This window comes from Streptomyces cellostaticus, from assembly GCF_001513965.1.
GTDB classification, from domain to species: Bacteria; Actinomycetota; Actinomycetes; order Streptomycetales; family Streptomycetaceae; genus Streptomyces; species Streptomyces cellostaticus.
This window is the reverse complement of record NZ_KQ948031.1, coordinates 33,822-53,474: the sequence shown is the minus strand read 5'-3', so window position 1 is coordinate 53,474 and position 19,653 is coordinate 33,822. Positions and strand designations below refer to the sequence as shown.

The following is a 19,653-nucleotide window of genomic DNA, read 5'->3' as shown; positions in this document are numbered from 1 at the left end:
TAGCAATGATGCAACAACGAGTGGCACGTACAGTACGGGGCCATGCGCATGAACGTGTCGGCCGAGCCGGGCGGAGTAGGGCTGCGTCCCCTGTCCGCGCGGTCGGTCGTACTGAGCCTGCTGCTGGGCGTGCATCCGCCCGAGCTGCCGGTGAAGGACCTGGTCCGGCTGGTGGAGCCGTTCGGTGTCGGCGGTTCCACGCTCCGGGCCGCGCTGAGCCGGATGGTGGCCGCTGGTGACCTCAGGCGCACGGACGCGGTGTACCGGCTCAGCGACCGGCTGCTGGCCCGCCAGCGTCGCCAGGACGACGCACTGCATCCGCGCACGCGCGCGTGGCGCGGCGACTGGGAGATGGTGGTGATCACCGCGACGGGCCGCGGCGCCGCCGAACGCGCCGAGCTGCGCGCCCGGCTGACCGCCCTGCGCCTGGCCGAACTCCGCGAGGGCGTGTGGCTGCGCCCGGCCAGCCTCGGCCGCTCCCTGCCCGGCGACCTCGCGCGCGTGGCCCTCTCGTACACCGCGCGCCCCGACGGTTCCCCGCAGGACCTGGTCGCGCGCTTGTGGCCGCTGGACACCTGGGCGGCCACCGCGCGCAGCCTCCTCACCCGGGCGGCCGATGCCCGCCACCCGGCCGACCGCCTCACCGCCTTCGCCGCGGTCGTGCGCCACTTGCTCACCGACCCCGTGCTGCCCCCCGAACTGCTGCCCGCGGACTGGCCGGGGGAGACCCTGCGGACGGCCTACGCCGGATACCGGCGGGAGCTGACCGCCTCCATGGGACGCCTGGAATGACCTCGGCGGCCCCGGGCGACGCCTCGCCGTGTCGGTGGGCCGTCGTCCGCAGCGGACGACGGCCCGTGGTGCTCACTTGTAGGTGATGTCCGAGGACGCGTACTTGCAGTACGTCCCGTCGGGCCCCGAGCCGTTCTTGGTCGGTTCCTTGCCGGTGTTGTTGCCGGTGTACTTCTGGCAGGGGACGATCTTCTTGCCGCTGTCGCCCACGATGGTGATATTCCGCAGTGTCACGCTGCCGCCGTAGTTGGTGTTGATGCCGACGATCGCGGTGCCCTTGTAGGTCGCCTCGATGGAGTTGAGGTTGATCGTGCGCACACGTTGGACGACGAGGATGCCAACAGTGACTCCGAGGGCGGTCAGGCCGCCCGGCAGGGCGCGTGAGGGTGCTCGTGAAGTCATGTCCCGAATGCCTTCTTCCGAGTGGGGGGTCAGATCTTTCCGGTGCCGGCCCCGGCCGTCACCGAGGCGACGACGCCGGACGCGGGCTCGGCGGTGTAGCTGTAGGGCGGGCTCGTGAAGGTGCCGGCCTGCGAGATCTCGGTCGCGGCTCCGCCGAGGTCGTTGCCGCGCAGGTTGGCGTAGCCGTCCCGGTCGCTGTCCCGGCTGGTGGTGACCGCGACCTGGGTGTCGCGGAAGACGTCGTTCTCCACCAGCATCTGGGCGCCCATGCGCGCATGCACGGCCGTCTCGGCGCCGACGGCGTAGTTGTCGTAGAAGTGCCCGGTGCCGAAACGCAGGCTCGGGATGCGGGAGTTGACGTTGTCGAACCAGTTGTGGTGGTACGTCACCCGCAGATGCCCGGTGTCCTCTCTCGCGTTGCTGTCGCTGTGGCCGGCGAGCGAGCCCTTGTAGTGGTCCTTGAAGGTGTTCCAGGAGACGGTGACGTAGTCGGACGCATGGGTGATGTCGACCAGGCCGTCGTAGTAGTCCTCGCCGTGATCGCGGTCCGAGGGCAGGGAGTTGTGGTCGATCCACACCTTCGTGGAGGCCTGCACGGTGATCGCGTCGGTCTTGACGGTCTTGCTGATGTTCAGGTTGCGCAGGACGACGTTGGTGACCTTCTTCAGGCGCAGTCCGCCGCCGGTGAGACCGGAGGACGAACCGGCGCCCAGCACCGTGGTGTTGGAGCCGATGTCGACCTGACCGCTCAGTGAGATCAGGCCGTTGACCTCGACCACCTTCGCCGTGCTGCCGGCGACGGCCGCCTTGAAGGCGTCCAGGGTGGAGACGGTCACCGCCGTGGCGCTGCCGCCGCCGGTCGTCCCGGCGCCGAACCCGACGGGTGAGGTGTCGGCCGCCCCGGCCGCCTGGGGCAGCGCGAGCACGGCCGTGGCCGCGAGGGCGACGGCGGCGGCCGCCGCACCACTGGAAGGGACGCACCCCCATGCGAACGCAACGACTCACCGGTCGGCGGGGAAGTGGTGTGGGAGCGCTTCCATGGCGTGCATGTCCATGCCACGATGCCGGTTGTTCTCCCCGCACGACGCCGCACGAGCCGCGATCAGAAGGGACGAAGGACGTGCCCCCCACAGTCGGCGCCATCCCCAACCATTCGAGAACACCGCTGCGTCCGGCGTTGGCAGCGCTCCTCGGCGCGCTGCTGCCGCTGCTCGCGGCGCTGACCCTCGCCGCACCCCCGGCCTCGGCCCGCACCGAGGCCGTCCCCACGGCCACCCTCACCGAGGTCACCGGCTTTGGTGACAACCCCAGCAACCTGCAGATGTACGTGTACGTCCCGAACAGCGTCACCGCGCATCCGGCGGTCGTCGTGGCCGTGCACTACTGCACGGGCTCGGGACCGGCGATGTACTCCGGCACCGAATGGGCCTCGCTGGCCGACCGGTACGGGTTCGTCGTCGTGTACCCGTCGGTGACCCGCGCCAGCAAGTGCTTCGACGTCTCCTCGCCGCAGGCGCTGCGGCGCGGCGGCGGCAGCGACCCGGTCGGCATCAAGTCCATGGTCGACTGGGTGACCCGCACCTACGCGGCCGACACCGGCCGGATCTTCGTCACCGGCATCTCCTCCGGCGCGATGATGACGAACGTCCTGCTCGGCGACTACCCGGACGTGTTCGCCGCGGGCGCTGCCTTCTCCGGCGTGCCCTTCGGCTGCTTCGCCACCACCGACGGCTCCGAGTGGAACAGCGCCTGCTCCGGCGGCACCCTCACGCACACCCCCGAGGCTTGGGGCGATCTGGTGCGCGCAGCCTATCCCGGATACACCGGCCCGCGGCCGCGCATGCAGCTGTGGCACGGCACCGCCGACGACACGCTGCGCTACCCCAACTTCGGGGAGGAGATCAAGCAGTGGACGGACGTGCTCGGCACCGGCCGGACCCCGGCCGCCACCGACACGCCCGCGGCGGGCTGGACCCGTACCCGCTACGGCGGCACCGGTGACCGCGCCCCCGTCGAAGCCATCAGCCTCCAGGGCGTCGGGCACAACCTGTACTCCTACGGCATGGCCTCCCGCGCCCTCACCTTCTTCGGCCTGGGCAGCGGCGGCAGCGCACCCCAGCCGCCGGCGGGCGGCTGCACGGTGACCGTCACCACCAACGCCTGGAACACCGGCCTGACCGCCTCCGTCACGGTCACCAACACCGGTACGACGACGGTGAGCGGCTGGAAACTCGGCTTCACCCTGCCCGCCGGCCAGACCATCACCGGCAGCTGGAGCGCCACGTACAGCCCGGCCTCCGGTGGGGTGACGGCGACCAATGTCTCGTACAACGGCACGATCGCGCCGCACGCGAGCGTCTCCTTCGGCTACCAGGCCACCCATACCGGCAACAGTGCGGCACCCGCCGCGTACACGCTCAACGGGACGGCCTGCACAGTCAGTTGACCTGACGGGTGTGCACCGAGCCCTTCCGGTGCACACCCGCCATCGCCCCCCTCCGACGTCAGAAAGGCACCTGTGAAGCCGCCCAGCAGAGCGTCGCTCGCCACCCTGTTCACCACGTGTGTCCTCGTCCTCGCTCTGGTCGTGGCGTCCTCGGCGCTCAGGGCGCTTCTCGACCGGCCCGACCCGGCACCGGCGCGGGCCACTGCACCCACCGAAGCGGGCCGGCACTGGGTCGACACATGGACCGGCATGCCGCAGCTGACCGAGCCGGCGAACCTGCCGCCCGCGCCGTTCACCGGTGAGAAGTCGGTGCTGGCCGACACCACGCTGCGGCAGACCGTGCGCATCACCACGGGCGGCCACCGCATCCGGCTGCGCTTCTCCAACGCTTACGGCGACACCCCGCTGCCGCTGACCGCCGTGACCGTGGCGCTGCCGAGGGGCGGACAGGCCGGGGCCGGGGCGATCACGCCGGGCAGCCTGCGGCGGGTGACGTTCGGCGGGCGAGGGGCGGCGGCGGTCCCGGTCGGCGCCCAAGTCGTCTCCGACCCCCTCGACTTCGGCCTGCCCGCCGGATCCGAGCTGACGGTGACGGCGTACACCGCACAGGGCCAGCCCTCGCTCGCCCTCACCTCGCATCCGGGCTCGCGCACCACCTCGTACCTGCTGCACGGCGACCACACCGGGGACGAGGACCTGCCGGGCGCGACCCCGGTCGACCACTGGTACCTGCTCAGCGACGTCGAGGTGCTCTCGCCCGGCCGCACCGGGGCGGTGGCGGTGGTGGGCGACTCGCTCACCGACGGCCGCGGTTCCACCACCAACGGCAACGACCGCTGGCCGGACCAGTTCTTCGACCGTCTCCAGACCCGCGCCGCCACCTCGGACATCGCCGTCCTCAACCAGGCCGCCGGCGGCAACCGTGTCCTCAACGACGGGCTCGGCCCCAATGTGCTGGCCCGCCTCGACCGCGATGTCCTCTCCCGCAGCGGGGTCTCCTGGCTGATCCTCTTCGAGGGCGTGAACGACATCGGCACCGCCGACGCCACCCCCGGGGCCCAGCGCGCGGTCGGCGACGACCTGATCGCCGGGTACCGGCAGATCGTGGTCCGCGCCCACGCCCAGGGCATCCGCGTCTACGGTGCGACCCTGACGCCGTTCGGGGCAGCGCCCTCTACGACGATGCGGCGGGGGAGCGGGAGGCGTCCCGGCAGCGGGTCAACGCCTGGATCCGCACTCCCGGCCACTTCGACGCGGTGATCGACTTCGACCGGGCGGTACGGGATCCGGCGCAGCCGAGCCGGCTGCTGCCCGGCCTCCAGGACGGGGACTGGCTGCACCTCAACCCCAAGGGGTACGGGGTGCTGGCCGGGGCGGTACCCACGGAGCTGTTCCGCAGGTGATGAGCGGGGCGCGCACAGCGGGGGCCGGTCAGGAGGGCCGGGCCCGGCGAGCCCTTCGGGACGGCTGCTCAGACCGACTTGGAGTACCGGTTCGGAACGCGGACCTCGGCGCCCGACTCCCGTGCCGCGTGCCGGGCCCACGAGGGGTTGCGCAGCAACTCCCGGCCCAGCAGGACCGCGTCGGCCTCACCGTTCGCCACGAGCTTCTGCGCGTGCCCGGCCTCGGTGATCAGGCCCACGGTACCCACCGGCAGCGGCGTCTCGGCCTTTGCCCGGGCGGCGAAGGGGACCTGGTATCCGGGCCCGGTCGGGATGTCGGCGCCGGAGACGTTGCCGCCGGTGGAGACGTCGAGGAGGTCGATGCCGTGGGCGTGCAGATCGCGGGCGAAGCGGACCGTGTCGTCCGGGGTCCAGCCGCCCTCCTCCAGCCAGTCGGTCGCCGAGATGCGGAAGAAGACCGGCTTGTCGTCGGGCCACACCTCCCGTACGGCGTCGACCACCTCGAGGGCGAAGCGGGTGCGGTTCTCGTACGAGCCGCCGTAGGCGTCGGTGCGGTGGTTGGAGTGCGGCGAGAGGAACTCGTTGATCAGATAGCCGTGGGCGCCGTGGATCTCCGTGATCTCGAAACCGGCGGCCAGGGCCCGGCGGGCGGCCTGGGCGAACTGGTCCACCAGAGCCTGGATCTGATCGATGGTCAGTTCGTCGGGAACGGGGTGGTCCTGGTCGAAGGGCACCGGGCTCGGGGCGAGCGGCTGCCAGCCGTACGCATCCGGGCCGACCGGTGCGCCGCCCTTCCAGGGCTGGTCGGTGGAGGCCTTCCGGCCGCCGTGCGCCAGCTGGATCGCCGGCACCGTGCCCTGGGCGGTGAGGAAACGGGTGATCCGGCGGAAGGTCTCCACCTGGGTGTCGTTCCACAGACCGAGGTCGTAGGGGGAGATCCGGCCCTCGGGCGAGACCGCGGTGGCCTCGACGACGATCAGGCCGGTGCCGCCGGTCGCCCGGGCTGGCACATCGGGGACATCCACACCCGGTTCGGGATGGTCACTTCGCGCAGGGTGATGGGCTCGAAGAGCGCGCTCACGACAGACTTCAATCATCACGGGACCGGTGTTCGGCTCGTACGATAACCCTCGTACTATGATGGATGTCAAACTACGAAGTCTCTCGTATAATGTGTCGCGCGGAGCGTTCCGTGACGAAGGGGAGCCGCCATGACCGACGTGACCAGTGCCGCAGCCGGGCGCGATCTTCCCCATCCGGATCGGGAGGAGATCCGGCTGGAGGCCGTGCTGCACGCGCTCTCCGATCCGATGCGGCTCAGGATCGTGCGCGAACTGGCCGCTGACGGCTCGGAGTTGTCCTGTTCCCACTTCGACCTGCCGGTGACCAAGTCCACCACCACGCACCACTTCCGGGTGCTGCGCGAGAGCGGGGTCGTCCGGCAGGTCTACCGGGGCACGGCCAAGATGAACGGCCTGCGCAGGGAGGACCTAGACGACCTCTTCCCGGGACTGCTCGACAGCCTCCTCGCCGCCGCCGGCCGGCAGTACCTGCGGCTCGGTGACCGCGCCTGAACCGGCCCTTGCGGGAAGGTGGTTGAAGAGCAGGTTCAACGCGATCGCGGTCAGACAACCCGCGCTGATGCCGCTGTTCATCACCGTCTGGAACCAGTCCGGGAACTTCGCGTAGACCGTGGGCACACCCACCGGCAGCATGCCGACCGCCACCGAAACGGCCACCACCGTCAGGTTGTTGTTGCCCTTGAAGTCGACGCGGGCCAGCGTGCGCAGCCCGCTCGCCGCGACCGTCCCGAACATCACCAGCCCCGCCCCGCCGAGCACCGGCGCGGGAACCGCCGCGACCACCGCGCCCAGCTTGGGCAGCAGACCGAGCAGCACGAGCAGGCCGCCGGCCGCCGCGACCACCCAGCGGCTGCGCACCCGGGTCATCCCGACCAGACCCACGTTCTGCGCGTACGCCGTGTACGGGAAGGTGTTGAACACCCCGCCGAGGACGGTCGACAGGCCGTCCGCGCGCAGCCCGTCGGCCAGCGAGCGCGGCTCGACCCGGCGGCCGGTCATCTCGCCGACCGCGATCAGGTCACCGGTCGTCTCCGTCATCGTCACCAGGGCCACCACCAGCATGGACACGATCGCGGACGCCTTGAACGCCGGAGCCCCGAAGTGGAACGGCGTGCTGATCCCCACCCAGTCCGCGTCCCCGACCCCGCTGAAATCGGTGAACCCGAAGGGCACGGCCACGGCCAGACCCACCGCGATGCCGATCAGCACGGCGATCCGGCCGAGGAAGACCGGCGCGAACCGCTGCACCCCGAGCACGACCGCCAGCACGAAACCCGCCAGCGCCAGGTTCCTCGGCTCCCCGAAGTCCTTCGCGCCGACGCCGCCCGCGGCCCAGTTGCCCGCGACCGGCAGCAGTGAGACGCCGATGATCAGGATCACCGTGCCGGTGACCAGCGGCGGGAAGAAGCGCAGGAGCCGGCCGAAGACCGGTGCGAGCAGCACGATCGCGAGCCCCGCGACGATCACCGAGCCGTAGATCGCGGGCAGTCCGCCACCCGTCGTCCCGATGAGCACCATCGGCGACACGGCCGCGAACGTACAGCCCTGCATGATCGGCAGCCGTACGCCGAACCGCCAGAACCCGACGCACTGGATCAGCGTGGCGATGCCGCACACCAGCAGGTCGGCGGTGATCAGATACGCCAGGTCGGCGGGCGACAGCTTCATCGCACCGCCCACGATCAGGGGCACGGCGACGGCGCCCGCGTACATCGCGAGCACATGCTGCAGGCCGAAGGCCGCCAGCTGCCGTACCGGTGGTATCTCGTCGACGGGGTGGACGTCTGCGGACGTGGCCATGAGGACTCCAGAGCGGCGGGTGGGGCGTGGCATCCGAACAGCACGAGACCGTAAGGGCCTTGAACAGTTTGTTGATTTCTGGGTTGTTGCCGGTGTGTGTCCTGCCCACCTGGGAGCCGTCGACTCTGCTACGTGGACCGCGCCGCCCCGAGCAGTGCGTCCCAGTCGGCCAGCTTGACCACGCTCCGCCCCAGCCGCGCGCCCAGCTCTGCCTCGGCCCGCTCGATCGCCAGCCAGCCCGCCCACGGCACCGGTTCGACGCCCGCCGCGTGCAGCGCCGCGAGCGGGTCCTTCGGAACTTCCTGGCGTACGAGGGCGGGCGCGTCCGCGAGCAGGGAGGTCGCCGTCTCCTTGGCGTCCGGCCGGTTGGTGCCGATGACGCCGGTCGGACCGCGCTTGATCCATCCGGCGACGTACTCGCCCGGGCAGGCGACGCCGTCGCGCAGTACGCGACCCTCCCGGTGCGGCACGGTGCCGCTCGCCGCATCGAACGGCAGCCCCTCCAGCGGCACTCCGCGATAACCCACCGAGCGCAGCACCAACTGGGCCGCCACGTCCTCGTACCGGCCGGTCCCCGTGACCCCGCCGCGCCCGTCCGGTGCCGTCCGCTCGAAGCGCACGGCACCGACCCGGCCGCCCTTTGCCAGCAGTTCCACGGGCCGCAGGAAGAACCGCAGCCGTATCCTGCGGTCCGCCGGCCGGGGCGGTTCGGCCGCCCAGCCGCGCAGCGCCTCCACGTTGCGGCGCTGCACCGCGGGCAGCGCAGAAGGGTCGGCGTATTCCGGATCGAGCGCCAACTCGCCCGGATCCACCGTCACTTCGGTGCCGGGCAGACCGCCCAGCTCGCGCAGCTCCTTGGTGGTGAAGCGGGCCTGCGAGGGGCCGCGCCGGCCGACCATGTGGACCTCGGCGACCCCGCTCGCCGCCAGCGTGTCCAGCGCCGCCTGCGGCATGTCCGTCGGGCGCAGCTCTCCGGCGCCCCGCACCAGCATCCGCGTGACGTCCACGGCCACGTTGCCCACACCGATGACCACCGCCGACCGGACACCGCGCACGAATCCCGCGTCGGCCGCGTCCGGGTGCGCGCTGTACCAGGACACGAACTCGGTCGCCGACCAGCTGCCCGGCAGCTCCTCGCCGGGGATGCCGAGGTGGCGGTCGGCGGCGGCGCCCACGCAGTACACGACCGCGTGGTACAGCGACCGCAGCCGCTGCACGGGCAGCCCGCCGGGTCCGCCCACCCGGACCCCGCCGAGGAAGCGCACCCGGTCGTGCTCCAGCACGGTGCGCAGGCTGCCCTGCAGGGACTTGATCTTCTCGTGGTCCGGAGCGACGCCGTAGCGCACCAGGCCGTAGGGGCACGGCAGCCGGTCCAGCACGTCCACACACACCTCGGGATCCAGCTGGACCAGGGTCTGGGCGGTGTAACACCCGCTCGGCCCGGAACCGACGACGGCGACACGCAGCACGGCGGTACTCCTTGCTCGAGGGACTCGAAGGGCTCGAAGGAGGAGATGAGTGTGCGGACGGCTCCAGCATGGCACCGCCGGACGCGCGACGGCAGGGGCCGGCGGGGTGACGCGGGCGCGTGTCCGCTCGTATGGAGTGTGATCATGAGGTTACGTTGCGTGTGTGCTAGAAGCATCCTTTCTTAATCTTTCGGACCGGCGTGCCGAAGACGGCGCGGTGTCCGTGCGGCCCGCCTGGAAGGTGCGGGAGCACGGGGGCGCCACGTCCTGGTTCCACGTCCGGCTGGCCTTCCCCGACGGGGCGCGCGTCGACGCCATGGCCGTGGTGACCGAGCGATGCGTGTCCATCGAGGACGTCAAGGCGCAGCCCGCCCTGGCCCTCGCCGACCTGACCGTGCTCGCCGACTGGATCGAGGAGCCGCTGTTCGAGGCGTGCGGGATGGCGGCCGAGGGGTCGTACGACGGCTGCGCAGGAGAGCCGGTCGAGTACGCGGGAGGGCGGCGCGCCCGCCCCGCCTGGCCACGGGGTATCGACGGGTGCCGGCTGGCCGCCCAGAAATACCGTGCGGCCCAGGAGGAGGGCGCCGATCCGGTCCTCGCGGTGATGTGCGCGACCGGGCACAGCCGCCGACGCTCCCTCGGGCTGATCGCCCAGGCACGGGACGCCGGTTTCCTGGCACCTCGTCGGGCCAGGCGGTGAAGGGGAGTTGAGCGACGGCAGGCTCGGGACCCGCTACTCGGCCCGCTCCTCCGTCGCGAAGAACCGGGACAGATCCTGCTCCCGCCCCGCCTCGGAGTCCGTGTCGCTCCCCGGCGGCGTGCCCTGCTCCCAGTCGAGCCCGTAGCGCTTGAACAGCTCGGCACGCAGTACCGGGACGGGCATCGGTACCCCCGGCACCAGCGCCGCGTACACCGCTCCCATCAGCAGGGCGCGCAGCAGGGGATAGTCGGCCGCCACGTCCTCGGAGCCGCACCGGGCGACCGTGTCGCTCAGCAGCTCCGACAGGCGCTGCTGCTCCGGGCACTGCACGAAGCCTTCGGCCTGGAGCAGCCCCGCCATGTGCTGGCGCATGAGCACCGGCCGGTCGCGGGCGAGTCCCAGGATCGCATCGACGGTCCGGGCCAGCCGCTCCCGGCCGTCCTCGGTGTGCGGCTCCCGCTCCAGCGCCTCCTCCAGCGTGCGGTGCATCAACCGGTGCACGGCGGACTGCACCAACTGGCGCTTGCCGGGGAAGTAGTACGACACCAGTCCGCGCGCCGAACCCGCCCGGTCCGCTATGTCGGACAACGTGGTGGCCTCGAACCCGTGCTCGTCGACCAGCTCGACCGCGGCCTGTAGCAGTCGCTCCCGGGAACGCCGCCGCAACTCTTCATTGACCGAGGCGCTGCGCGGGGACATGCTTGACTCCTGCGTTGACTGGCTGCCAGCCAACTATACTCAACGCCGAGGGCACCGCTGTGCGCGGGGTCCGTTCCGAGCTGCCGTCCGTCTGGGGCGACGCGGGGGATCGTCTCAGACGGACGGCGCGGGGAAGCCTGCCCCCGAGCAGGACCGGAGTGCGGGGTCAGCCCACCAGGTCCAGGACCGGCAGCAGCGCGTCGGGCCGCTGCGCCACCGGCAGATGGTCCACGAAGTGCACGCGGCAGCCCAGCGCGGCCGCACCGCCGTCCGCCGCCCTGCTGTCACCGACCATCAGCACCTGCCGCGGATCGGCGCCCAGTTCCGCGCAGGCGGCCGAGAAGAGCCGCGGGTCCGGCTTCTGCACACCGTGTTCGTACGACAGCACATAGGCGTCCACGTACGCGTCGAGCCCGTGCTCGCGGAAGACCGGGCGCAGGTCCCAGCCGATGTTGCTGACCACGGCGACGCCGATCCCGCGCTCGCGCAGCGTGCGCAGCACCTCGGCGGCGTCCGGGTACGGGGACCACGCGTCCGGGGACTTGTGACGGTCGTACAGAACGTCGTGCAGAGCGGGGTCGGGCAGCGGCACGCGCCGGGACAGCCCGGTGTAGGCGGCCCGGTGCAGCTCGGCGCTCTCGTCCCGTACCGCCCACAGACCGGCGAGGTCCTCCGGCAGATCGACCGGGTCCGCCCCGCCCGGCAGCGCACCGGCCGCCTCCAAGGCCTTCGCGGTGTCGGCGAGTTCGGGCTCGGCCAGGGCCAGGCCGGTCTCCTTCAGCGCGGCCCGCAGCCAGGACTCGGTGGACTGGATGCGGAACAGGGTTCCCGAGAAATCGAAGAGCACGGCAGTCATGCGCCGGACCTTACCGGGGCCGGCGTACCGGCGGGCGCGCCCTGCCGCCCCGCGGCCACTCGTACGCCATCACGGCCACCGCCACCACCAGCGCCCCGAACAGCCAGCCGCCCAGCACGTCCGAGGGCCAGTGGACGCCCAGCCACACCCGGGTCAGGCCCACGCCGGCCACGGAGACGGCGGCCACGGCAACGGCCGTACGCCACAGGGCGCGCCCCGCGCCGAAGCGGTGCAGCAGCCACAGCAGGAGCCCGCAGACGACCGTGGCCGTCATGGCGTGGCCGGAGGGGAAGGCCGCGTAGTGCGCACTGTCGACGGGATCCGGCCAGGTTGGGCGGGGCCGGTCGACGGCGGCCTTCGCGGACTGCTGCACGATCGTGGACAGGGCGACGGTGACCGCCAGCCACACTGCCGTCCACCAGGCCGCGCGGCGCCACACCAGCCACACCGCGGCGGCCGCGCACACCAGGCGCATGGTCAGCGGATCCCAGACCCAGTCCGTCAGGATGCGGAAGGTGTGGGTGAGACCGTGTTCGCGGACGGCCCAGCGGTGGGTGGGGCGGGAGACGGCGTCGTCCAGGGCGACCAGCGGATGCCACCGGGCCGCGACGAGCATGACCAGCAGCGCGGAACAGACGGCGAACACGGCCGCTGTGAGGGCCGCGGCGCGGTGCGCCCACGTGCGCGGCGGGGCCCCGGCGGGCTGACGGTACATGCCGCGATCTTCGCCGAGAGGCGGCGCCGGGGCCACTGCCCGGGCCGCGAGGGTCATCAGTCGCCGGTCCGGGGCCCGCCGCCTCGCGGCCGACTCGGGTGCGCGGGGGCGGGCGGCAGGCGGAGCAGGACGCTGAGGGCCCGCGCGCCGCCGTCGAACCGAGCGCCGCGCACATCGGCGGGCGAGCGCGGGCGGAGCCGGTCACTGGGTCTGGTGCCCGCGCGCCGACGTCGGTGGTCGTGGTGTGGGTGTCGGTGGGCGTGGTGCGGGCGTGCGTGGTCGTGGCGTGGGCGTCGGCGGTCATGGTGCGGGTGTCGGTGGTCGTGGTGTGGGCGTCGGCGGTCATGGTGCCGGTGGTCGTGGCGTGGGTGTCGGCGGTCGTGGTGTGGGTGTCGGCGGTCGTGGTGCGGGTGTCGGTGGGTGTGGCGCGGGCGTCGGCGGTCGTGGTGCCGGTGTCCGTGGGCGTGGCGCGGGTGTCGGTGGTCAAGGCGCGGGCGGGCGCTGCCGTGGAGCGCACCGCCGGGCGTACCGGGCTGTCCGGCCGCCGTCCGCAGCGCCTGCGTGCCGCGAGTGTCATCGGTGCCTGGGTGGTGAAGCCCCCGGGTGTGGGCGGCGGTGCCGGGGCTTGTCCCGCGGATCAGGTCGGCTCCGGTCAACGGTGCCTCATCAGTGCAGGTGAGCGGGGCCCGGTGCGTGCAGCAAGGAAGGCCCGGCGGTTCACATCGTGAGCAGCATTGCGACCATTCCTATCCCCATCGACAGCCGGCACGCCCGTGCCAGTTCGGGGCGGTCGCCCCAGCGCGGCGCCACCGCCCCGCCCGCGGGGGCGGCAGCGGGCACCAGACGGGCCCCGGAGACCAGGACGTAGCCGGTGAAGTAGAGCAGGAGTGCGCCGGTCACCAGCGGGACCCCGGCGCCGGTGTGGGAGTGGTGAGGGGAGGCGGGGGAGGCCGCCATGGCGAGGGACATGTAGATCATCGCCGCCGTTCCCACCAGATGGTGCAGATGGTGCGGGCCGCTGCGCGCGGCCCACAGGGCGCGCAGCGCCGCCGCACCGAACACGGCCGCGTACAGCGGCCACGCCCACCCCGGCGGGGTGAACGCCGTGGCGGGCACGGCCATCGCGGCCATGCCGAACCCCATCAGCGCCTCGCCGCCCGCGGCCCGGCGCTGCTCCTCGACCGTGCTGCGCATCCGCAGCAGGCAGTAGGCCCCGGTCGCCGCGCACAGCGTGACCAGCAGCCAGGCCGGCGACGTCGGTCCGTGCACGCGCACCTCCGCAGCTCGACGGTCGGTCGAGGGATGCGATGCCCACGGCATGCGGGGCGCACGCGAGCGCAAGGGTGTACATGGGGAGCATTCGCCGGAGCGCAGCAGGTGAGGGGCGGGCCCGGGTAGGTCTTTTACTGGTAAAACACATGTTAAATTGATGGGTATGAGCAGTGCGACCCTCCACCGTCTTCCCCTCGCCGGCACGCTCCGCCTCGGGCGGCCCTCCGACATCTGGTTCAAGCCCGCGCTGAGCGCGGTGGCCGCGGTCGCCCCGCCCAACCTGACCCTGCTGGCGCTCGGCCGCCTCGACCTCGCCGTTTACACGATGGCCGGATCCCTGTGCGCGCTCTACGGCCACCACCGGCCCTACGCCGCCCGGGCCCGGGCCCTCGCCGGGGTCGTGCTCGGCATGGCCGGCGGCCTCGCCGTCGCTCTGGCCGCCGCCTCGCTCACCGACGACGCCGTCGTGCTGGTCACCGTCGGCGCTCTCCTGGCGGCCGTGCAGAAGACGGTGTGCGACGCCACCCGCACCGGTCCGCCGGGGAACGTGGTTCTCACCTTCATCAGCTCCGCCTGCCTGTTCGTGCCGCAGAGCCTCGGCCAGGTTCCCGGCCACGTCGGACTGGCCCTGGCGGCGGGCGCCTGGGCCTGGCTGATCGCCATGGCACCCGGGCTGCTGCGCCCGCACGGCCCGGAGCGCCGCGCCACCGCCCAGGCCCTGAACGCCGCCGCCGCGTACGCCGATACACGCGGTACCGGCGAAGGCCACGCCCGGGTCCGCGCCGCGAGCGCCGCCGCCGTCCACGCCGCCCGGCAGTCCCTGCCGGCCGCAGGCGCCCGCCCCGACCGCACCCGGCGCGCCCTCGAACGGCTCCTCGTGCGCGCCGAGGTCGCCGTCGCCGCCCCCGCCGACACCGACCCCGAGCGGCTGCGCGCCTGGGCCCGCGACCTGCGCGGCACCGGCCGAGTCCCACGGGTCGAGTCCCCCCGCGACGCGGCCGGTGAACTGCTCGGCGTGGACACCGAACTCGCCTCCCCACGCCCTCCGTTGCGCCACCGGCTCGCGCCGCTCGCCCCCGTCGCCGCCCGCACCGCGATCGGCTGCGCCCTCGCCGGCTACGCCTCCCTCGCGCTCGGCGTCGGCCGCCCGTACTGGGCCCTGGTCACCGCGGCCTCCCTCTACCAGGCGAACGTCACCCTCACCTGGAGCCGGGGCGTTCAGCGTGTCGTCGGCAACCTCGTCGGCGTCCTCGTCTTCGCCGCCGTCGCCCCGCTCGCCCACCTCCACCCGGCCGCCCTGGTGCTGTGCTGCCTCGCCTTCAACTTCGGTGCCGAGGCGCTGATGGGCCGCAACTACTGGCTCGGCAGCATGTGCGTCACGCCGATGGCCCTGCTCGTCACCGAGTTCGCCCGCACCCAGGACCCCGGCCGGCTCATCACCGAGCGGGTCGCGGACACCCTCGTCGGCGCGCTGGTCGGCTTCGCCGCGGCCGTGGCCGTCACCAACCGGCGTGCGGGCGACCGCATCGAGCACGCGCTGACCGCCGTCGAACGCGCCCGCGAACAGGCCGCACGCCTGCTCGCCGAGCCGCACCCGGCACCCCGCGCCCTGGAGACCGCCCGCCGCACCCTCGGCGCCGCCCTGGTCGACCTGCGCGCCACGGCCGACGCCGCCTTGGGCGAATGGTGGCAGCGCGCCCTGCCCGAGGAGCGGGTCGTGCTCGCCGAACAGTCGGGACATCGTACGCTCGCCGCGACGGTACGACGCCAGGGGCTCGCCCCCCTGGAGCAGGACACGGGCAGGACGACGGAGGACATACGGCCATGACGGCGACGAACGGACGGCCGCAGGCCGGGGGCGACGCGGCGAACGGGCGGCCGGGGAACGGGAGCGACGCGGTGCACACGGACACCGTCTCCACCGTCGTCAGGCAGTGGCAGGCCGTGCACCCCGAACTGGACACCGGACCCATGGAGGTCATCGGCCGGATCAACCGCTGCGCCGCCCTCCTCCAGCAGGCCGAGGACGCTCCGCTGCGCCGGGCCGGGCTCAGCCGCCCCGAGTTCGACCTGCTCGGGGCACTGCGCCGTACCGGCCACGAGCTGACCCCGGGGGAGCTGGTCCGGGAGACCTTCTCCTCCGGGGCCGCCGTCACCAAGCGGCTCAAGCAGCTGACCGAACGCGGACTGGTGGAGCGGCGCGGTGACGCCCGGGACCGGCGCGTGGCCCATGTCCGTCTCACCGACGCCGGCCGTGACCTGGTCGACGGCATCCTCCCCGAGCAACTCGCCTACGAGACGACCGTGTTGTCCGCCCTCGCCCCCGAGGGCCAGGGCGAACTGGCCGCACTGCTCGGCGACCTGCTCAGCCGCCTGGAGGGCCGGACGGGTGTCCTGCGCGCCTGAGCGCTAGAGCACGTCGTGCACCGTACGGCGGTAGGTGGAGCGGCGGTCCTCGATCTGCTGCCAGCGGTCCCCGTAGACGTTGCGGGTGATGGGCGGCTCCCGCAGGAAGTCGTGCGGGAAGCCGAGCGGGACCGCGCTCACCTCGTCCAGGCGCGCCACCGCGTCGGCATCGAGACGGACCCCGGTGCTCGCCAGATTGTCGGCCAGCTGCGCCTCCTTGGTCGCCGCGACGATCGGTACGACGTTCCCCGGGCGGCCGCGCAGCCAGGCGAGGGCCACCTGTGCCGGACTCCAGCCGCCTTGCTCCGCGACCTCGGCCACGGCGTCGATGACGTCCTCCTCCCACGCCTCCGGCTCGCCCCCGAGCGTCGCGAGCCGACCCGCCTCCCCGCGCCGGTACTTCCCGGTGAGCTTGCCCGACGCCAGCGGCGCCCAGGCGAACAGGGCCTGGTCGAACGCCCGGGCCTGGGGCAGGAGTTCGCGCTCCGGAGTGCGCTCCAGCAGGCTGTAGCGCAGCTGCGAGCCCGCGAAACAGGTCCAACCGCGCAGCTCCGCAAGGGTGTTGGCCTGCGCGATCTCCCAGGCCGGCCAGTCCGAGACCCCGACGTACAGCACCTTCCCGGAGCGCACGAGGTCGTCCAGGGCCCGCATCACCTCCTCGACCGGGGTGAAGTTGTCGCGGGCGTGCACCCACAGGACGTCGAGCCGGTCCGTGCGCAGCCGCTCCAGGCTCGCCTCGAGCGACTGCACGAGATTCTTGCGGTGGCTGCCCGCGGAGTTGGGGTCCCCCTCGCGCATGCCGCAGGTGTACTTGCTCGCCAGGACGAAGGAGTCGCGCCGCCCGCTCAGCAGTTCGCCGAGGATCCGCTCCGAGCTGCCGAACGTGTAGTTGTTCGCGGTGTCGATGAAGTTGCCGCCCGCGTCGGCATAGGCGTCGACGATCCGGGCGCTGGTCTCCTTGTCCGCGCCCCACCCCCAGTCGTCGCCGATGGTCATCGCGCCGAGGGCCAGCTCGCTGACGCGCAGGCCGGTCCGTCCGAAGAGTGTGTAACGCACGAGTGCTTCCCTTTCCGAGCAGGTGCAGAGCAGGTCCCGGGGCCGTGTGCACGACGCTAGGAGCTGGAGTCCGCTCGAAGGCAAGCCGGCCGGTCAGCCCTCCTGGCCCGCCTGGTGCACGCCGAACGCCGCTCCCTGCGGGTCCCGCAGCACCGCGATGCGCGGGCCGTCCGGCACGTCCGTGGGCGCCATGACGACCGTGCCGCCCGCCTGCCCGGCGACCTGGGCCGTCCCGTCCACGTCGTCCACCGCGAAGTACGGCAGCCAGTGCGCCGGCACCTCGGGCGGGAAGCGGTCGCCCATGTCGGCCATCCCGCCGAAGTCCTCCCCGCCGATGCCCCACTGCGTGTACCACTGCGAGGCGTTGACGCTCCAGCCGAAGACCGTGGTGTAGAAGTCCCGGGCCCGGTCAGGGGCGCGGGTCGTCAGCTCCACCCAGCCGAGGGTGCCGGGCGCGTTGAACAGCCCGGCGCCGGGGAAGGCCCGCGCCTGCCACAGCTGGAACGCCGCGCCCGTCGGGTCGAGGGCCACGGCGAAACGGCCCACGTCGAAGACGTCCATCGGGCCGAGGATCACCGTCCCGCCCGCCTCCTCCACCCGCCGCACCGCCTCGTCCGCGTCCGCCACCGCGAACGACACGTTCCAGGCGACCGGCTGGGACTCCTGGTAGAGCGGGGTGAGCGCGGCGACCGCCGCGTCCCCCAGGTGCGCCACGGTGTACCCGCCCGCCTCCTGCCGCGGATCCGTCTCCGGCCGCCAGCCGAACAGCTCGGTGTAGAACCGCTTCGCCCCCTCCAGGTCGCTGGTCCCCAGCTCGGTCCAGCAGGGGCCGCCGATCACCGGCTTGTCGAACTTCATGGCGGTTCCTTCCGGGCGCGGCCGCACGGGGCAAGGGGCATCCGTGCGCGGGCGGGGTCCTTACCTCGCACGCTAGCCCCGGCCGCGCGGCCCGGCCATCCGGGGCCGATGCCGGTGCGACGGCCCCGCATCCGTCGGGCCTCCCCGGGCGCCCGGTCACCGGTCGTCGGCGGCACGCGTTCCCGGCATCCCGGCGCGGAAATCGCTTGTCCGAGTCCGGCAGGGCAGGCGAGGCTGCGTCCATGGAGACGGATCACGCAGCGGCGGCCGAGGGCCCCGGACTTGCCGAGGAGATCGCGGAGTACTACGAACGGGACCAGGAGGACGGCCGGCTGCGCTCGGGCGCCGGACGCCTGGAGCTGTGGCGCACGCAGGACGTCCTGCGCCGCCTCCTGCCGCCCGCTCCGGCGCGGGTCCTCGACGTGGGCGGCGGCAGCGGCGTCCACGCGCAGTGGCTGGCCGCCGACGGCTACGCGGTGGACCTCGTGGACCCCGTGCCGCTGCACGTCGAACGAGCGGCCCGTCTGCCCGGCGTCACCGCACGCCACGGCGACGCCCGCGCCCTCGCGGCGCCGGACGCGTCCGTGGACGTGGTGCTGCTCCTCGGCCCCCTCTACCACCTGCCCGAGCGGGTGGACCGTGTCCGGGCGCTCGCCGAGGCCCGCCGGGTGCTGCGGCCCGGAGGGCTGGTGGTGGCCGCCACGATCAACCGGTACGCGGCCCTGCACGACAACCTGAGCACGGGGCTGTACTTCGACGCCGAGCACCGTCCGCAGATCGAGGCGGCGATTGGCGACGGGCGGATGCGACCGACCGGCGGGCCGAAGTCCCTCTTCACGACCGCCTACTTCCATGAACCCGCCGACGTCCCGGCCGAGTTCGCCGACGCCGGCCTGACATCCCGCGGCCAGTACGGCGTGGAGGGCGCCGCATGGCTGGTGGGCGACATCTCCGCCTCGCTCGACGACCCCGCACGCCGCGAGCTGGTCCTGCGCGCGCTGCGCCGGACCGAGTCCGTGCCGTCCCTGCTCGGCGTCAGCGGCCACCTGCTCACGGCGGGCCGCCGGCCCTAGATGCCGGGCCGGTACCGCAGCGGATGGTCCGACGGGACTTCCACCAGCACGATCCGGATGCCGTCCGGGTCGGCGATCCACATCTCGATCAGGCCCCACGGCTCCTTCACCGGGGGCCGTACGATCTCGACCCCCTTGGCCAGCAACTCCTCGTGGGCGCCGGTCACATCCTCGACCTGGAGCCACAGCTGTACCGCGGGCGACGCAGGGCTCTGCGCGCGTCCGGAGACCTCCAGGAACCCGCCGCCGAGGAAGTAGACGGTTCCACGCTCCGGACCCGTGCCGAACTCGCGGTAGACGGCCAGGCCCAGCTGCTCCCCGTAGAAGATCCGGGTGCGCTCGGGGTCCACGGGGCGCAGAAGTGTCCGGCTGCTGAGTACGTGCACCATGCATCCGGAGCCTAGGGCCTGTCCGGCGGATCGGGCCGGAGGAAACGCGCAGCGCCTGACCGTCCCTGCGCCCGTGGGCCGTCCTGAGGTGCCACCGGCCGGTCGGCGGCGGAAGTGGCGATCCCGTCCCGGGCTTTGTGGACACGACCCGGCCCACTGGTTGATCAAAGGGGAATGTCACCCGCAGCCGGATGCGGTCGCGGCCAAGCGCCTGCGCCCGCGCGTTGGCCTCCCC

Annotated in this window: 17 protein-coding genes and 4 pseudogenes; 9 read left to right on the top strand and 12 right to left on the bottom strand. The window is 72.9% G+C overall.

The features are described 5' to 3' along the window. Positions 1 to 42 precede the first annotated feature (42 nt). Positions 43 to 792, top strand: a complete 750-nt coding sequence (locus tag AQI88_RS27655; protein ID WP_067004282.1) for a PaaX family transcriptional regulator C-terminal domain-containing protein — start codon at positions 43 to 45, stop codon at positions 790 to 792. Between the two features lie 72 nt (positions 793 to 864). Here the strand turns inward: AQI88_RS27655 and AQI88_RS27650 are convergent. Beyond that, positions 865 to 1,116: pseudogene (locus AQI88_RS27650) on the bottom strand (pectate lyase); the annotation flags it as partial. 107 nt (positions 1,117 to 1,223) lie between these two features. Next, positions 1,224 to 2,162: pseudogene (locus AQI88_RS27645) on the bottom strand (pectate lyase family protein); the annotation flags it as partial. Positions 2,163 to 2,314: 152 nt separating this feature from the next. On the opposite strand from AQI88_RS27645, the gene AQI88_RS27640 reads away from it, so the two are divergent. Continuing rightward, positions 2,315 to 3,640, top strand: coding sequence for an extracellular catalytic domain type 1 short-chain-length polyhydroxyalkanoate depolymerase (locus AQI88_RS27640; protein WP_208615916.1), 1,326 nt, complete (start codon positions 2,315 to 2,317; stop codon positions 3,638 to 3,640). A 72-nt stretch (positions 3,641 to 3,712) separates the two neighbouring features. After that, positions 3,713 to 5,043 (top strand): annotated as a pseudogene (locus AQI88_RS27635) (SGNH/GDSL hydrolase family protein). 68 nt (positions 5,044 to 5,111) lie between these two features. Here AQI88_RS27635 and AQI88_RS27630 read toward each other — a convergent pair. Then, a pseudogene (locus tag AQI88_RS27630) lies at positions 5,112 to 6,124 on the bottom strand (NADH:flavin oxidoreductase/NADH oxidase). A gap of 130 nt (positions 6,125 to 6,254) precedes the next feature. Here AQI88_RS27630 and AQI88_RS27625 point away from each other — a divergent pair. Beyond that, positions 6,255 to 6,617, top strand: a complete 363-nt coding sequence (locus tag AQI88_RS27625) for an ArsR/SmtB family transcription factor (RefSeq protein ID WP_067004278.1) — start codon at positions 6,255 to 6,257, stop codon at positions 6,615 to 6,617. On the opposite strand, the gene AQI88_RS27620 is transcribed toward AQI88_RS27625, so the two are convergent. After that, positions 6,534 to 7,925 carry a nucleobase:cation symporter-2 family protein gene (locus AQI88_RS27620; protein WP_067004276.1) on the bottom strand — a complete coding sequence of 464 codons (1,392 nt, stop codon included), beginning with the start codon at positions 7,923 to 7,925 and terminating at the stop codon, positions 6,534 to 6,536. The genes AQI88_RS27625 and AQI88_RS27620 overlap by 84 nt on opposite strands. A 128-nt stretch (positions 7,926 to 8,053) precedes the next feature. After that, positions 8,054 to 9,394 (bottom strand): FAD-dependent oxidoreductase, encoded by a 1,341-nt coding sequence (locus tag AQI88_RS27615; RefSeq protein WP_067004274.1) that lies wholly within the window; start codon positions 9,392 to 9,394, stop codon positions 8,054 to 8,056. A 217-nt stretch (positions 9,395 to 9,611) separates the two neighbouring features. Here AQI88_RS27615 and AQI88_RS27610 point away from each other — a divergent pair, with 217 nt between their 5' ends. Further along, entirely contained in the window at positions 9,612 to 10,094 is a 483-nt protein-coding gene (locus tag AQI88_RS27610) for a DUF6214 family protein (protein WP_067004272.1), read from the top strand. A gap of 33 nt (positions 10,095 to 10,127) precedes the next feature. On the opposite strand, the gene AQI88_RS27605 is transcribed toward AQI88_RS27610, so the two are convergent. The 3 genes from AQI88_RS27605 to AQI88_RS27595 all read right to left on the bottom strand — a co-directional run bounded on the left by AQI88_RS27605 (position 10,128) and on the right by AQI88_RS27595 (position 12,364). Next, positions 10,128 to 10,793 carry a TetR/AcrR family transcriptional regulator gene (locus AQI88_RS27605; protein ID WP_067004270.1) on the bottom strand — a complete coding sequence of 222 codons (666 nt, stop codon included), beginning with the start codon at positions 10,791 to 10,793 and terminating at the stop codon, positions 10,128 to 10,130. 166 nt (positions 10,794 to 10,959) lie between these two features. Then, positions 10,960 to 11,649: an HAD family hydrolase gene (locus AQI88_RS27600; protein WP_067004267.1), complete on the bottom strand. Its 690-nt coding sequence runs from the start codon at positions 11,647 to 11,649 to the stop codon at positions 10,960 to 10,962. Positions 11,650 to 11,659: 10 nt separating this feature from the next. Further along, on the bottom strand, positions 11,660 to 12,364 hold the full coding sequence (locus AQI88_RS27595; RefSeq protein ID WP_079057843.1) for a phosphatase PAP2 family protein: 705 nt from the start codon (positions 12,362 to 12,364) through the stop codon (positions 11,660 to 11,662). Between the two features lie 98 nt (positions 12,365 to 12,462). On the opposite strand from AQI88_RS27595, the gene AQI88_RS27590 reads away from it, so the two are divergent. Continuing rightward, the gene (locus AQI88_RS27590) at positions 12,463 to 13,092 is read left to right on the top strand and encodes a hypothetical protein (RefSeq protein WP_159050407.1); all 630 of its coding nucleotides are present in this window, start codon (positions 12,463 to 12,465) and stop codon (positions 13,090 to 13,092) included. Here the strand turns inward: AQI88_RS27590 and AQI88_RS27585 are convergent. Then, positions 13,082 to 13,633, bottom strand: a complete 552-nt coding sequence (locus AQI88_RS27585) for a DUF5134 domain-containing protein (RefSeq protein WP_067004263.1) — start codon at positions 13,631 to 13,633, stop codon at positions 13,082 to 13,084. The genes AQI88_RS27590 and AQI88_RS27585 overlap by 11 nt on opposite strands. Positions 13,634 to 13,799: 166 nt before the next feature. Between AQI88_RS27585 and AQI88_RS27580 the strand changes: the two genes are divergently transcribed. Both AQI88_RS27580 and AQI88_RS27575 read left to right on the top strand, forming a co-directional pair. Further along, positions 13,800 to 15,464: an FUSC family protein gene (locus AQI88_RS27580; RefSeq protein ID WP_067004261.1), complete on the top strand. Its 1,665-nt coding sequence runs from the start codon at positions 13,800 to 13,802 to the stop codon at positions 15,462 to 15,464. Continuing rightward, complete coding sequence (locus AQI88_RS27575) at positions 15,461 to 16,042, top strand: MarR family winged helix-turn-helix transcriptional regulator (protein WP_067004259.1); 582 nt, start codon at positions 15,461 to 15,463, stop codon at positions 16,040 to 16,042. The genes AQI88_RS27580 and AQI88_RS27575 overlap by 4 nt, the downstream gene beginning before the upstream one ends. 3 nt (positions 16,043 to 16,045) lie before the next feature. Here AQI88_RS27575 and AQI88_RS27570 read toward each other — a convergent pair whose 3' ends face one another. Continuing rightward, positions 16,046 to 17,098, bottom strand: coding sequence for an aldo/keto reductase (locus tag AQI88_RS27570; protein ID WP_067004257.1), 1,053 nt, complete (start codon positions 17,096 to 17,098; stop codon positions 16,046 to 16,048). Between the two features lie 93 nt (positions 17,099 to 17,191). Beyond that, entirely contained in the window at positions 17,192 to 17,956 is a 765-nt protein-coding gene (locus AQI88_RS27565) for a VOC family protein (protein ID WP_067004255.1), read from the bottom strand. A 242-nt stretch (positions 17,957 to 18,198) separates the two neighbouring features. Here AQI88_RS27565 and AQI88_RS27560 point away from each other — a divergent pair, with 242 nt between their 5' ends. Then, entirely contained in the window at positions 18,199 to 19,029 is an 831-nt protein-coding gene (locus AQI88_RS27560; protein WP_067004253.1) for a class I SAM-dependent methyltransferase, read from the top strand. On the opposite strand, the gene AQI88_RS27555 is transcribed toward AQI88_RS27560, so the two are convergent. After that, entirely contained in the window at positions 19,026 to 19,418 is a 393-nt protein-coding gene (locus AQI88_RS27555; RefSeq protein WP_067004251.1) for a VOC family protein, read from the bottom strand. The genes AQI88_RS27560 and AQI88_RS27555 overlap by 4 nt on opposite strands. Positions 19,419 to 19,653: the final 235 nt, after the last annotated feature.